Below are 13,879 nucleotides of genomic sequence, written 5' to 3'. Positions count from 1 at the left end.
CTTAACATAGATGGCCGGCGCCGGTCATGCCCCACCGGGACTCGGGTGCGCCCGCCGCGGCCGCGGGGTGGACGCGCCTGCGTCCGCCCCGGGGGGAGGCTGGCAGGCGGTCGCCCCCTACTGCGCGTGCGACGCGGGCGCAGACGGGAAGAGGTTCACGGGCGTGAAGTCGATGGCATCGCAGGCCACGAGCTGGTAGCGGACTCCGCCGTGCACCCCCTGGAAGGCGCGCATCGCCGCACCCGGCCCGTGCAGGTGGCCGTACACGCAGAGAAGCACCCCGCCCCAGCTCTCGATGAGCTCGGTGAAGCCCGTCGGTGCGTGGTCTTCGGCTACCGGGGGATAGTGGAGCATCACCACGTATGCGGCAGCCCCCGCCTTGCGCCCGGCCTCCAGCGAGAGCCGCAGCCGGCCGACTTCCCGCAGGTAGATCTTCTCATTGTGCGCGGGATCTTCATCCCAGGAGCGATCCCCCGGGGAGATCCAGCCCCGGGTTCCGCACACCGCCACGGGCCCTGCCACGCCCGGCACGGCGCCCTCGGGGAGGAGGACGGCGTCGTTCTGGATAAAGGCGATGGTGCTGAGGGGCAACTCCCGGAGCTTCTTCAGCGACTGCCACCAGTAGTCGTGGTTGCCCTGAATCAGCAGCTTCCGGCCGGGCAGGCGGTCGATCTCCTGCAGGTCCGGCAGGGCCTCCTCGAGGGTCATCGCCCACGAGATGTCGCCGGGCACGAGCACGACGTCGTCCGGACCGACCGTCGCCTCCCAGTTCTGAAGGAAACGCACGGTGTGGCCCGCCCAGCGGGGGCCGAATATGTCCATCGGCTTGTTGACGGCCAGGCTGAGATGAGGGTCGCCGATCGCGTAGATGGCCACGGGAGCTCCTCCTTCTTGGCGTGTGGGCGGTGGCTGGCGATCGCCCGCTTCGGGTTCTCTGGTGCCGGTGGGCGTGGGGCTGTCCCCGCGGATCGGCCCGGCAGGGTTCTCGTGACCGGAGGAGGTCGCACCAGCGAAGCCGAACAAGAACGACGGGACAGGAACCCCCTGCCAGTCGCCCCGGATGCGGGCGGCGCGGATGTATAACCTTCAGTGTTCAGCATGCACCTTGTTTACTGGATTCTAAGCGTAGCGGAGGGGGGAAGTGCCGTCAAGGGATGGGGCGCACGGGGCGAGATCAGGTCTGATCACGAGGGCCACGGAAAGGTGAGCAACAGGAGGGGTTGGACGTGGGGGCAAACCTGCGCACCGTTGTTGCCCTCCTGGTGTCGTTGCTGTTCGGGTGCAGCACGGCCCAGGGACCGGCGCAGGAACCGGGGCAGGTGAAGATCGCACTGGAGCAGGTGGTGAGCGGGCTCGAGCGGCCGCTCTCCCTGACTGCACCGGTTACCTCTGGGGCCTGAGCCGGAAGGACGGGGAGTGGCAGACCACCCGCCTGCTGGATTCGGGCTTGAACATCACCTCGTTCGGCGAGGACGAGGACGGCGAGCTGTACGTCGTGGACCGGCGCGGATCAGTCTACCGCATCGTGGCGGCCGAGTAGGTGCGGCAGGTGAGCGGGCGGGGCGTGCGCAGGGTCCACCGCAGCCATAGAGGAGGTCGTCGCAGTGGAAACGATCATGACCGCACTCCAGCAGGCACACCAGTTGGCGGCGGGCGGAGCGCTGTGGCCGGGGTTCGACCTGGATACCATCCCGATTGTTCTCCACGGCCGGACCGAGGCGTTGCTCGTCGGACACCCCGCGCCCCCGGCGGGTTTTCACCCGGCCGGAACGGTGGCGGGCCGGGCCATCCACCGGGGACCGGCCTTGCCGGAGATGGCGGCCAACACGGCCGCACCCGTGAACGGACACCTGTCCGCCCTGGTCAGCTTGCCGGAGAACGGGCCCGGCGACGCGCCGACGCTGGCCCGGCTCATCCTGCACGAGGCGTTCCACGTGTTCCAGCAGGCAGCGCTCCCGGCCATGCCGCACATCGACCAGAGCGCGATGGAGGTCATGCGGGAGTACCCCGAGAACGACGCCGCCAACAACGCCATGGCCATCGTCGAGAACCTGTTGCTGGCCCGGGCCCTGGACGGGGAGGCAGGCGCCGCTGCGGCGTTCCTGGCGATGCGGCAGTACCGCCATGGGCGGCTGGTCCGACTGGACCGGAGCGAGGTGGTGACCTACGAGCAGGCCGTCGAGTGGGTGGAGGGCACGCCCACCTACATCGAGCTCCGGGCGGGGGCGGCGCGGGACGCGCTCTCCGAGCGGCTGCGACTGCACAACCGCGGCGGACGGAATGCCGCATATCGGCGGTTCTACGATACCGGTGCGGCCCTGTCCCTGCTGCTCGATCGCCACGCGCCGGGCTGGCAGGAACGGCTCCGGCGGCGCACGGCCAGCCTGCAGGACCTGCTGGCCGAGGCCGTCTCCGAGCCCTGGCCGACCGTGAACCAGGTGGTGGTCGCCGAGGGGTTTGCCCGCATCCTGGAGACCGAGGAGGAGGCGGAGGTGAAGCGGCAGGAACGTGTGGCGGCGCTTCTGGACGAACTGGACAAGGGGCCCGGCGTGCGCGTGGAGATTCACCTGCCGCCGCGGGTGATCGGGGTGATGTGGGACCCCAACAACCTGCTGAACATCGGGCCGGGCCGCCGGCTGCACACCCGGTTCTGCGGCGCCGCAGGGCCGGACGGGCTGAAGGTGTCAGTCGAAGCGCTGTGCCTGGAGGAATGGGGCCCTGCCGGGCGGCGCTTCACGGCCCGGTTGCCCGAGATGCCGGCGGTGCAGAAGGGCGACTCCGCAGGTGCCGGGGATGGAGAGTGCGGGCCGCTGACGGTGCAGGGCCGGGGTCTCACCTTGACCGCACCGGCGGCGCGGTGCGAGGCAGGGGACCGCTGGCTGCGCGTCTGGGTCTTGTAGTGCTGCCGGGCGGTACGACGTCATACGCAGGGCGGCGTCAAGGTCTGGGCGGCGGGCAGAGCTGCCTGCCGCCCCCCTTGACGCGCGTACTAACCATTGGTTAGTATGAAAGCGGAACAACTAACCAGTGGTTAGGAAGGGGGGATCGAGTTGGCGAAGCGGCAGCAGGCGCGGGCAGATGAAACCAGGCAGGCCATCTTGCAGGCGGCCGGCCGGCTGTTCGGGCAACGGGGGTACGAGTCGGTCACCATGCGGGAGATCGCCCGGGAGGCGGGCTGCTCGCACACGGCCATCTACCTCTACTTCAAGGACAAGGAGGCGCTCCTGCACCAGCTGGCCATCGGTCCGTTGACAGAGCTGGAAAGCGAACTGGACGCCGCTCTGCGGGATGAGAGCCTGACTCCGTCCGATCGCCTTGCGGCGATGGGCCGGACCTTTATCCGGTTTGGCCTGACACACCGAAACAGTTACCACGTGCTCTTCATGGCCAGGGCGGAACGGGTGGACGTGGAAGCGCCCGAACTTGCCGTCAACGCCCTGCGGAACCGCCTGTTCGGCCTGCTGCGTCAGGCCGTGGCGGATCTCCTGCCGCCCGGAGCGTCCGCCGACAGTACGCTCGCCTACGCCAGGGTGGTCTTCTACCACCTGCACGGCATCGTGGAGACGTACCGCCTGTCGCCGGAAGATCTGCCCTCGCTCATGGAACGGCTGGGTGGGACGTTTGCGTTAAGCCTGGAGGTGCTCCTGAAGGGGATCGAGCAGACGGCGCGGCGGGGATAGCGCCGCGGGGCGGGGGGCACAAGGCAGGACGGCGGGGAGGGCACGGACGGGTGGCGGTCGGCGGGCTCAAGGCGTAGAGGCGTAGAGCAGACAGCGAGCGAGGGAACGAATGGAGGGAAAGGCGTGAGAGTCGAGCGCATATCGGAACATGTGTGGGCGCTGTCCACCTGGGTCGTTGTCCCCATCCGGGTGTGGGTCGTCGCAACGGAGGATGGGGTGACACTGGTGGACGCCGGTCTGTCCACCATGGCCCGGGGCATCCTGGAGTTCATCGCCAGGCTGGGTGCCGGGCCGCTTCGGCGCATCCTCTTGACGCACGGGCACAGCGACCACACCGGGGCGATTGACGGGGTCAGGCGGAAGCATTCGGTGCCGGTCTTCGCCCACGCCGCGGAGATCCCGTACATGACCGGGCAACTGCCGTATCCCCGCCGGCGGGCGGCGGCGGCCACTGTGGCCTCGGGCGTGGTACAGCCTCTGGCGGAGGAGGTTCCCGGCGTTCTGGCCCGGGTGGGCGGACTGCGCCCCTACCTGACCCCGGGCCATTCTCCCGGCCACGTGGTCTACTACCACGAGCGCGACCGGGTGCTGCTGGCCGGGGACCTGTTCACGTCCAGGCGGGGGCGGCTGGGGCGGCCCATGGCCATCTTCACCGCCGATATGGCCGAGGCCGTGCGTTCGGCGGCCATCGTGAAGCGGTTGCGCCCCGACCGGCTCGAGGTGAGCCACGGCGGCCCAGTGTTCCACCCGGCCGTCCAGATGGACGCGTACCTCGCCGCCGCGGACCAGACGTGAGTGGACGGGGTGAGCCCTTCTCCGGCCGCCGTGGGGACGACCGCCCGCACCGGGTGCACTTCTCCCTGACGACGCCGCGCAGTCTCCTGCTGCGGTTGGGTGGACCGGTCCCACCGGGTGCGCTATCCTGGCAGTGGAAGGCAGCTTCCGGCAGGGGGGATCTGACTTGCCACACATCCTCGTCGTGGACGACGAACCGGGCGTGCTGAAGGGCCTGCGGCTGAGCCTCGAGCAGGAGGGCTTCCAGGTGACTACCGCCCGCGACGGGCGGGAGGCCCTGAACAAGTTCCGGGCGGGAGACTTCGACCTGATTGTGCTCGACCTGATGCTGCCCGAGGTGGACGGTCTCACCGTCTGCCGGGAGGTGCGCGCGGCCGGCATGACCCCGATCATCATGCTCACGGCCAGGGCCGACGACGTGGATAAGATCCTCGGCCTGGAGCTGGGGGCGGACGACTACCTGACCAAACCCTTCAACACGCGGGAGCTCATCGCCCGCATCCGGGCGGTGCTGCGGCGGGCGGAAGCGCCCTCCCGGGCGGCGCAGGAGGGGCGGGTGGCCGTGGGCGATCTGGTGCTCTACACCCGGCAGCGACGGGCGGAGGTGGCCGGGCGCCCGCTGGACCTGACCCCGCGGGAGTTTGACCTGTTGGAACTGCTGGCCCGCCATCCCGGGGTCGTCTACACCCGCCAGGAACTCCTCGACCTGGTGTGGGGGTATGACTTCACCGGCGACGACCGCACCGTGGATGTGCACGTCCGCCGCATCCGCGAGAAACTGGAGGAAGATCCTTCCCGGCCCCGCTACCTGCGCACCAAGTGGGGCGTGGGCTACTACCTGGAGGCCGAGCCGTGAGGCGGCCCGGGCGGTGGCCGCTGGCGGCGCAGCTGGCGGTGGCCTTTGCGCTGGTCACCGTGCTGGCCCTCGGCGGCAGCGGGACGCTCCTGCTCTACCAGTCGAGCGCCCGGCTCCTGGCGGAGCGGAGCGAGTCGGTGCTGGCCTGGGGGCAGGCCGCAGCCGGACTGGCGGCAGAGTACTGGTCTGACCCCGGGGAGAGCCTCACGCTCGCGCTCTACCGCTTCCATCAGCAGAGCGGCATCCGGCCCGTGGTGGTGGACCGGGAGGGCCGGGTGCTGGCGGACATCACCACCGCAACTCCCCTGCTGGGGGAGCAGCTGACCCATCCGGAGGTGCGGGCGGCGCTGGCTGGCCGGGCGACCACGGGCACCCGGCGGCTGCCCACCGGCGAGTGGGTGATGTACGGCGGCGTGCCGGTGACGCTGGACGGCGAGCAGGTGGGGGCGGTGCTGGTCGCGGCCGACATGGGCGCGGTGCGGGATGCCCGGCGCGACCTGCTGCGGCAGCTGGTCTGGGTGGCGGGGGGCATGGCCGCCGTGGCGGTCTTGCTCGGCGTCCTGCTGGCCCGATACCTTGCCCGCCCGCTGGTGCGCCTGCGCGCCGCCGTGACGCAGCTGGCGCGGGGAAGGCTCGATGCGCGGGTGGTGCCCGGCGGAAGCAGCGAGCTGTGGGACCTGGGTCTGGGCTTCAACCGCATGGCGGAGGAGTTGGGCCGGCTGGATCAGCAGCGGCGGGCCTTCGTGGCCGACGCGTCCCACGAGCTGCGCACTCCCGTCGCCGCCATCCGGGCCCTGGCCGAGCCGCTGCTCACGGACCGCCCCCTGGACGTGGCGATCTACAAGGAACACCTGCACGATATCGTGCAGGAGTGCGACCGCGCCGGCCGGCTGGTCGACTCGCTGCTCGAGCTTGCGCGCCTCGACATGCGCGCAGAGGCGCGCCGCCAGGCGGGTGAGGACGCAGAGCCGGTCGACCTGCGGGTTGTGGTTGCCGAGGTGGTGCACGCCCTGGAGCCGCTGGCCGCGGAGCGGGGCGTGCGGCTCGAACTGTTGCCCGGCGAGCCCGTGACCGTTCGGGCTGACGCACATTTGGTGCAGACCGTGGTGGGCAACCTGGTGGAGAACGGGGTCAAGTACACGCCGTCGGGAGGCCTCGTCCAGGTGGCCGTGGGGACCGGTGGTACCGGTCTGGCCTGGATCAGAGTCAAGGACACGGGGATCGGCATCCCGCCCGAGCACTTGCCGCACATCTTCGAGCGCTTCTACCGGGTGGACAAGGCCCGGTCCCGGGCCACCGGCGGCGCCGGGCTGGGGCTGGCGATTGCGGCGGAGGCCGCAGCCCGCCTTGGCGGCCGAGTCGAGGTGGAATCGGAAGTGGGCAAGGGCAGCGCATTTACATTTACACTGCCGGTTTAATCAACGCGTCATACTTTCGTAACAACTCGTCACATCGGGGTCATACTTGACCGGTAGACTCTGCAGTAGCGCCGAACCCCGAAAGGAGTCGATTCGAATCATGATGCAGACCGGTCGCATGACCCTCGCCCGGGCGCTGCCCCTGGTGCTGGCCATGGCCCTGGCGACGTCCGGGTGCGCCGGCGTGGGTCCGCAGCAGGCCCCCGAGGGCGAGGCCCCCATCTCTCCGTCCGAGCAGGTGCAGCCGCCGGTGAAGACCCAGACCATCACCGTGTTCTACCCTGACTGGCAGGCGCAGCACGTCATCCCGGAACAGCGGCAGGTTCCCGAGAGCAGCGGTGCGGACCTGGTCACCCGCGTGGTGGAGGAGTTGCTGGCCGGCCCGACCGATCCGACCCTCCGGCTTGCGTTCCCGGAAGGGACAAGGCTGCTGGAGCCCGTTACGGTGGCGGACGGGGTGGCCACGGTGAACCTGAGCCGGGAGCTGAACCAGGTGCAGGGCTCCGCGGCGGTCATGGCCGTGATCAACTCGCTGCGGCTGAGCCTGCGCGACATCCCGGGCGTAAACCAGGTGAAGCTCCTGGTGGACGGCACCAACGAAGGGAGCCAGCTGGCCGGCGGCGTGACGACGGTGCGGGACCCCATCCTGTACCTCTACCCGGTGTTCCCTAACCCGGAGCGGACGAAGTACCTGCAGGACCGCGCAGATCAGGGACTCGACCCCTGGCGGCGGGACCCGCTCAAGGTTGCACAGTTCGAAGGCCAGATGTTTGGTTTCACGACTGCGGAGCTCCAGGAGGCCACCGTACGGCGGGAAGAAAGCGAGGCCGAGGTGTACGTGACCCGCGACGGCACCACCTACGCCTTCACACTCGTGCGGAACGAGGCCGCCGGCGAGGGTGGAATCTGGACGATCGAGAGCCTGAACCCGGTGCAGTGGCACGAGTACGACTCGCTCCCGCTCACGCTGCGGGAATGGGTTGACCTCCACGCCGCGACCACCATCGCTGGGGCCAAGACCCACGGCGATCGCCTCTACCTGCTCGCCTCCGTGGAGGAGGGCGAGGTGCGCATCACCTCCGCCGCCACGAATGGCGACGAACTGGTGGTCTACGTGCGGGAGGAGGGCGGCGAGGGGCTCTCCATCGCCTCGATCCCGCTTCCCGGCGCAGAAGTTACGACCGTCTTCCGCTGGGAGGCGCCGCCTACCGGGCCGGCGAAGCAGTACACGGACGTCGAAACGCTGCCCCGCCTTTACACGGAGGACGGGATCGGCGAGCCCGAGGTGAAGCTGACGGGCGATGCGGTGATCGCCTCCACGGTGAGCGAACCCGGTCGGATCACGGTGAAGGGCTACGCCCGACACCTGTTCGAGGCCAGCATCTCGGCCCGCCTGCTGGACGGGAAGGGTCAGGAGGTGGCGGCCGCACACGCCATGGCCGCGGCCTCGATGTGGGACTGGGGCGCTTTCACCATCGTGCTGGAGCACAGCGCCCCCGCGGGTGAGTACCGCCTCGAGGTCGGCGACTACAGCATGCGGGACGGCGCCTGGCAGCCCCGTACGGTGACGTACGTGAGGGTGGAGGGGGACTAGCCCGACCGAGAGGCGCCCGTGAGGGTGCAGGGGGACTAGCCTGACCGAGAGGCGTTCCTGAGGGTCTCCGGGGCACAGCGCAGAGCGATCGACAAGCAGAGCCCTTTCGGCGTGGCCGAAAGGGCTCTCTTATCCGGGCGGGCCTGTGCTGGCGCGAAGGGCCCGTCGGGCTGCTCCACTGGTATACCCGGCGCCGGAGGAGGCAGAAGGACGGGAACCACCGCCCGGTCGCTATGGGCGACGACTGGCCCCTTCATGTCGCCAGGCCTCCCCCTCAGTCGAGGAACATCTCTGGATTCGCCCACGTGGCGTAATCGCTGAGCGGAATCTCAAAGGAGAGCACCGTCGTGAACTGGTCGGGGCCCCGGTACGTGGCACGATAGACGGTGAGGCCGCCGGCACGCCGGTACACGATGAACAGCCCAGGGCCCTCCCGGTCCAGGATCACGTCCAGCATGCCCAGCTGCACCCAGTTGGAGAAGAGGTAGGTGCGGGTGCCGTCCGGCTCCTCCACGTAGACGTGCCACGGATGGCCGTCGTCCCAGCCGAACTCCTTGCGGTCCCGCATCCAGAACGCGTTGGTGGTGACGGAGACCCGCTCGTCGACTCCGTCCCTGTCCAGGTCGGCGGTGAGCACTTGGTGATACTCCCACCCCGGCTCGCCGCCTACGGCCGGTGGGAAGTTGGGGTTGACGAGATCCACCACCCGGTCCTCGGGGGAGAGTCTGTCCGCGAGGTACTGGTTCCGGAACTCGAGTTCTTTGACTTTCGCGTCGAGTTCCGCCACCCTGGCCTCCAGCTCCCGGTTGCGGGCGGCCAGCTCTTCGTTCGCAGCCGTGAGTTCAACAACCTGTTTCTTCAGTTCCTCGACCTGGGCGGTGCCGCCGGGAGCCACAGACGGAGACGAGCAGGCCACCGACATGAGCGCCAACGCAGCCACCAGTGCGAAGCAAGAAGGACGGCGCATGCGATCACCTCACCCAATGGACGAAGAATTGTGACGGATAGTCGCGCGACGCGCGACGCTACGGGATCGGGCCGGACTGGACCACGCGTGCGCCGAAGCAGGGTTGGAGCAAAAAGCAAACTTCTCTTAGGGAACCACGTCAACGAACTGATATTAGTACGGATCATGCTAAGCCTCTTGTTCGGTGCTCCAGGTGCGACGAGCGGTTCTCAGGTGGTGGGGAAGCGCTCGCGCCCAGGATGACAGACTGTCCAGGTGAGCGGGCTCTTCGGATGCCGGGGTTTCACGGCGGGCGTTCCTGATCTGGCCATTCCTCTGCTCCAGAACGCTATCGGCCCTGTTCGGCTTGACTGGTGCTGCCGACCGGCCCGGCGCCTGGTGGCGCCGGCCTGAGAGCGGAACCCAGAAGGGCCCGCATACCGGGTTTCAGTCGCCACCGGTGCCAACGAACGCGAACAGGGCCAACGCGGCGGGGAGGCGCTCCCGCTCCTTGACAGGCCCCATTCACCCCGGTATAATCCCTGGTAGCTTAACCCAAGGACGGGGAAGACCGGAACCACAGGCCACGCGCCAGAGAGGGCGCCTCGCCGGCTGAAAGGGCGCCTGCGGAGGCGGGTCCGGGGCCACCCCTGAGGGGCCCACCGAGGCGAGGCGCTCGCCCAGGCTGGGACGGCCGCCATGCCGTTATCACTGGGAAGAGATGGCCGCCGGGCCTTCCGGCGGTCAAGCAGGGTGGTACCGCGAAGGCAGCATGCCCTCGCCCCTGACGCGCTTGAGGCGTCGGCGGCGGGGGTTCTCAGTTTTAGGAGGAGGTTTCAACCCATGCCCAAGTACATGACGGGCAACGAGATCCGGACGGCATTCATCGAGTTCTTCAAATCCAAGGGCCATACCCATGTGCCCAGCTCGTCGCTGGTGCCGCACAACGACCCCACGCTGCTTTTCACCAACGCCGGGATGAACCAGTTCAAGGACACCTTCCTGGGCCTGGAGAAGCGAGACTACACCCGCGCCGTCACTGCGCAGAAGTGCGTGCGGGCCGGCGGCAAGCACAACGACCTGGAGGAGGTCGGCTTCACCGCCCGGCACCACACCTTCTTCGAGATGCTGGGCAACTTCAGCTTCGGCGACTACTTCAAGAAAGAGGCCCTGCAGTACGCGTGGGAGTTCATCACCAGCCCGCAGTGGCTGGGGCTGCCGAAGGAGCGGCTCTGGGTCTCCATCTACAAGGACGACGACGAGGCCTTCGAGGTCTGGAACAAGATCGTGGGCGTTCCTGCCGACCGCATCGTGCGCCTGGGCGAGAAGGACAACTTCTGGCGCATGGGCGACACCGGCCCCTGCGGCCCCTGCTCCGAGATCTTCTGGGACATGGGGCCGGAGCATGCCTGCGACCATCCCGACGGCTGCGCCATCGACACCTGCGGCTGCGACCGCTGGCGTGAGTTCTGGAACAATGTCTTCATGCAGTACAATCAGACCGCGGAAGGGCTGGTGCCGCTGGAGCGGACCGGCGTCGACACGGGCCTGGGCCTGGAGCGGATGGCCACGATCATGCAGGGCGTCTGGTCCAACTGGGAGATCGACCTCTGGCAGCCCATCTTCGCCCGCATCGGCGAACTCTGCGGCAAGAAGTACGGCGACGGGCCCGAGGCCGAGTCCGTGGCCTTCCGGGTGATCGCGGACCATGCCCGTTGCTGCACTTTCCTCATCGCCGACGGCGTGCGCTTCAGCAACGAGGGCCGCGGCTACGTGATGCGCCGCATCCTGCGCCGGGCGGTGCGCTTCGGGCGCAACCTCGGCTTCACCGGTCCGTTCCTCTGGAAGGTGGCCGAGTCCGTGGCCGAGGTGATGGGCGACGCCTATCCCGAGGTCCGCACCGAGCTGCCCACCATCCAGGAGGAGCTGCGCCGGGAGGAGGAGCGCTTCTTCCGGACGCTGGAGCAGGGCATGGCCCGGTTGGAAGACATCCTGCGCAACATGCGGCAGGACGGCAAGTCCGTGGTCTCGGGCCAGGACGCCTTCATCCTGTACGACACCTACGGGTTCCCGCTGGACATCGTGCGCGACGTGGCCCGGGAGCACGGCTTCTCGGTGGACGAGGAAGGCTACAACCGTGCCATGGCCGAGCAGAAGGCGCGGGCGCGGGCGGCGCGGGACGTCTCGTACATCACCGAGGCGCAGAGCCGCATCGCCTCCCACCTCGAATCGGTCCCGCCCACCCGGTTCCTCGGCTACACCGACCTCGCCGCCGAGGGCGAGGTCCTGGCGGTGTTCGATGAGGAGGGCAGCCCCACCGGCGCAGGGGCGGGGTCTGCCGTGGTCATCGTGCTGGACCAGACGCCGTTCTACGCCGAAGGCGGCGGCCAGGTGGGCGACACCGGCCGGCTGACCGCCGGGGGCCTCGTGGTGGAGGTGGAGGACTGCCGGAAGCTGCCCTCCGGCCACTTCCTGCACTACGGCACGGTGCAGGAGGGCTTCCTGGAGGTGGGCCAGCGGGTGACCGCCGCGGTCGACGCCCCGCGGCGTCGGGCCATCCAGAAGAATCACACCGCGACGCACCTGCTCCACAAGGCACTGCGGGAAGTGCTGGGGACTCACGTCCACCAGGCCGGCTCGCTGGTGGCACCGGATCGGCTCCGCTTCGACTTCACCCACACCGGTCCGATGACGCCGGAGCAGATCGCTGCCGTGGAGGAGATGGTCAACCGCGAGATCGAGGCGGCCGAGCCCGTGACGTGGCGCGAGATGCCCATCGACGAGGCGAAGGCCCTCGGGGCTATGGCCCTGTTCGGCGAGAAGTACGGCGACGTGGTGCGCGTGGTTTCGGTGGGCGACGGCTGGTCCCGGGAACTCTGCGGCGGCTGCCACGTCAGTAATACTAGCCAGATTCAGTACTTCAAGATCCTCTCCGAATCTGGCATCGGCGGAGGCGTGCGCCGCGTGGAGGCTGCTACCGGCGCCGGCGTGATCCGCTACTTCGAGGAAGGCCAGGCGCAGGCGGCGGCGGCGCAGGAGCAGTTGCGCGGCCGGGTGAAGGAACTGGAGAAGGACCTGGAGCAGCTCCGGGCGCGGCTGGCCGCCAACGAGGCCCTGAGCCTGGTGGAGCGGGCCCGGGAGGTCGGCGGCGTCAAGTTCGTGACCGGCACCGCCCCCGTGGCCACCATGGAAGACCTGCGGAACATGACCGACACGATCCGGGACCGGCTGGGCTCCGGCGTCGTGGTGCTGGGCGCCGTCACCGGGGAGGGCAAGGTGAACCTCGTGGCCGCGGTGACGAAGGACCTGGCCGGCCGGGTGCACGCCGGCAAGCTCATCAAGGAGGTCGCGCAGATCTGCGGGGGCGGCGGCGGCGGCCGGCCCGACATGGCCACCGCCGGCGGCAAGAACCCCGAGCGGCTGGGCGAGGCGCTGAACGCCGTCCCGCGTCTCCTGAGCCAGCAGCTGGGACTGCAGTGACCCCGCGAAGGAGGAAGGAGCATGGCGGGCGTGATCTGGGGCGAGAAGGCGGGAATTCGTCCCCTCAGGCCCCGGGATGCCAGCGCCCTGCACCGGTTCATGACCGACCCCGAGGTGGGGCACCTGCTCTATGAGGAGAAATCGGGGCCCGTACCGGGCCCCTTGCTCCTCGCGTTCACCCTGTGGCTGAACTCCCTGGCGCCCCGCCCCGAATGGGCGATTGTGGACGAGAAGGAACGCTTCATCGGCGTGGTGCGGCTGTGGCGGATCAGCGAGCGGAACCGTTCGGCGATGCTGACGATCTTCATCGGCGAGCCCGCTTACTGGGGCCGGGGTTACGGTTCCGACGCCCTCCGGCTGGTTCTGCGCGAGGCGTTCGGTCCCATGGACCTGCACCGGGTGGAACTGCACGTGTTCGAGTTCAACCAGCGCGCGATCCGCAGCTACGAGAAGGTCGGCTTCGTCCACGAGGGGGTCCGGCGGCAGGCTCTCCTGCGCAACGGCCACTACTACGACATCCTGGTGATGGGCATCACCAGGCCGGAGTTCTTCGCACGGGAGCAGGAGCGGCAGTCCGCCGCCCGGGAGACCGGCGTGGGGCGGCGTCTGTGAACCTTCCGGTGGGCGCACCCGGAGGTGCATGCACCCGCTGGCGAGGGTCCCGGGAGTGGCGGCGGCCCCCGTCTGCGTGAGAGGATTCGGGCAGTCGACGAGCGAATACGCATGGAGCGGGATTCATGCCGACGGATGTATCTGATGGGAAGGCGGTGTTCCCATGCCAGGAATCGATGACAAGACTGTATACTGGCGGAACAAGCCGGAAGACCGGAATCCGGGAGAGGTGCTGCGTAAGGTGTACGCCGCGCTGAAGGAGAAGGGGTACAGCCCCATCGACCAGATCGTCGGGTACCTCCTCTCCGGGGATCCCACCTACATCACCAGTCATATGGGAGCGCGCAACCTGATCCGGCGCATCGAGCGGGACGAGCTTCTCGAGGAGCTGGTGCGCAGCTACCTGGAGAAGGTCGAGGGCAGCGCGGAGTCCCGTGGTGGATAGAGCGGACCGATGTGCGCGAAGGCGGGGCGCCTGTGAGGCGCCCCGCCTGTTCC

12 protein-coding genes are annotated in these 13,879 nt (G+C 68.9%); 10 read left to right on the top strand and 2 right to left on the bottom strand.

Going from position 1 to position 13,879, the window contains the following annotated elements:
* Window positions 1-117 precede the first annotated feature (117 nt).
* Complete coding sequence (locus AB2385_RS05725) at window positions 118-876, bottom strand: metallophosphoesterase (RefSeq protein ID WP_367653986.1); 759 nt, start codon at window positions 874-876, stop codon at window positions 118-120.
* Window positions 877-1,226: 350 nt separating this feature from the next.
* On the opposite strand from AB2385_RS05725, the gene AB2385_RS05720 reads away from it, so the two are divergent.
* From AB2385_RS05720 to AB2385_RS05690, 7 genes are all read left to right on the top strand, one after another.
* Window positions 1,227-1,400, top strand: a complete 174-nt coding sequence (locus AB2385_RS05720; protein WP_367653985.1) for a hypothetical protein — start codon at window positions 1,227-1,229, stop codon at window positions 1,398-1,400.
* A 204-nt stretch (window positions 1,401-1,604) separates the two neighbouring features.
* Window positions 1,605-2,900: a hypothetical protein gene (locus AB2385_RS05715; protein ID WP_367653984.1), complete on the top strand. Its 1,296-nt coding sequence runs from the start codon at window positions 1,605-1,607 to the stop codon at window positions 2,898-2,900.
* Between the two features lie 150 nt (window positions 2,901-3,050).
* Window positions 3,051-3,680 (top strand): TetR/AcrR family transcriptional regulator, encoded by a 630-nt coding sequence (locus tag AB2385_RS05710; protein ID WP_367653983.1) that lies wholly within the window; start codon window positions 3,051-3,053, stop codon window positions 3,678-3,680.
* 123 nt (window positions 3,681-3,803) lie between these two features.
* Window positions 3,804-4,475, top strand: coding sequence for an MBL fold metallo-hydrolase (locus AB2385_RS05705; RefSeq protein WP_367653982.1), 672 nt, complete (start codon window positions 3,804-3,806; stop codon window positions 4,473-4,475).
* Window positions 4,476-4,641: 166 nt separating this feature from the next.
* Window positions 4,642-5,331, top strand: coding sequence for a response regulator transcription factor (locus tag AB2385_RS05700; protein ID WP_367653981.1), 690 nt, complete (start codon window positions 4,642-4,644; stop codon window positions 5,329-5,331).
* The gene (locus AB2385_RS05695) at window positions 5,328-6,749 is read left to right on the top strand and encodes an ATP-binding protein (RefSeq protein ID WP_367653980.1); all 1,422 of its coding nucleotides are present in this window, start codon (window positions 5,328-5,330) and stop codon (window positions 6,747-6,749) included. Before AB2385_RS05700 ends, AB2385_RS05695 begins: the two co-directional genes overlap by 4 nt.
* Before the next feature lie 100 nt (window positions 6,750-6,849).
* Entirely contained in the window at window positions 6,850-8,343 is a 1,494-nt protein-coding gene (locus AB2385_RS05690) for a GerMN domain-containing protein (protein WP_367653979.1), read from the top strand.
* 274 nt (window positions 8,344-8,617) lie between these two features.
* Here AB2385_RS05690 and AB2385_RS05685 read toward each other — a convergent pair whose 3' ends face one another.
* Window positions 8,618-9,310 (bottom strand): septum formation initiator family protein, encoded by a 693-nt coding sequence (locus tag AB2385_RS05685; protein ID WP_367653978.1) that lies wholly within the window; start codon window positions 9,308-9,310, stop codon window positions 8,618-8,620.
* Between the two features lie 834 nt (window positions 9,311-10,144).
* Here AB2385_RS05685 and alaS point away from each other — a divergent pair.
* From alaS to AB2385_RS05670, 3 genes are all read left to right on the top strand, one after another.
* Window positions 10,145-12,769, top strand: coding sequence for an alanine--tRNA ligase (gene alaS / locus AB2385_RS05680; RefSeq protein WP_367654045.1), 2,625 nt, complete (start codon window positions 10,145-10,147; stop codon window positions 12,767-12,769).
* A gap of 21 nt (window positions 12,770-12,790) precedes the next feature.
* On the top strand, window positions 12,791-13,381 hold the full coding sequence (locus AB2385_RS05675; protein WP_367653977.1) for a GNAT family N-acetyltransferase: 591 nt from the start codon (window positions 12,791-12,793) through the stop codon (window positions 13,379-13,381).
* 163 nt (window positions 13,382-13,544) lie between these two features.
* Window positions 13,545-13,826, top strand: a complete 282-nt coding sequence (locus tag AB2385_RS05670) for an IreB family regulatory phosphoprotein (protein ID WP_367653976.1) — start codon at window positions 13,545-13,547, stop codon at window positions 13,824-13,826.
* Window positions 13,827-13,879: the final 53 nt, after the last annotated feature.

It is taken from the genome of Symbiobacterium sp., assembly GCF_040797425.1.
Classification (GTDB): domain Bacteria; phylum Bacillota; class Sulfobacillia; order Symbiobacteriales; family Symbiobacteriaceae; genus Symbiobacterium.
The sequence above is the reverse complement of the archived record's forward strand: the minus strand, read 5'-3'. Positions and strand labels throughout refer to the sequence as shown.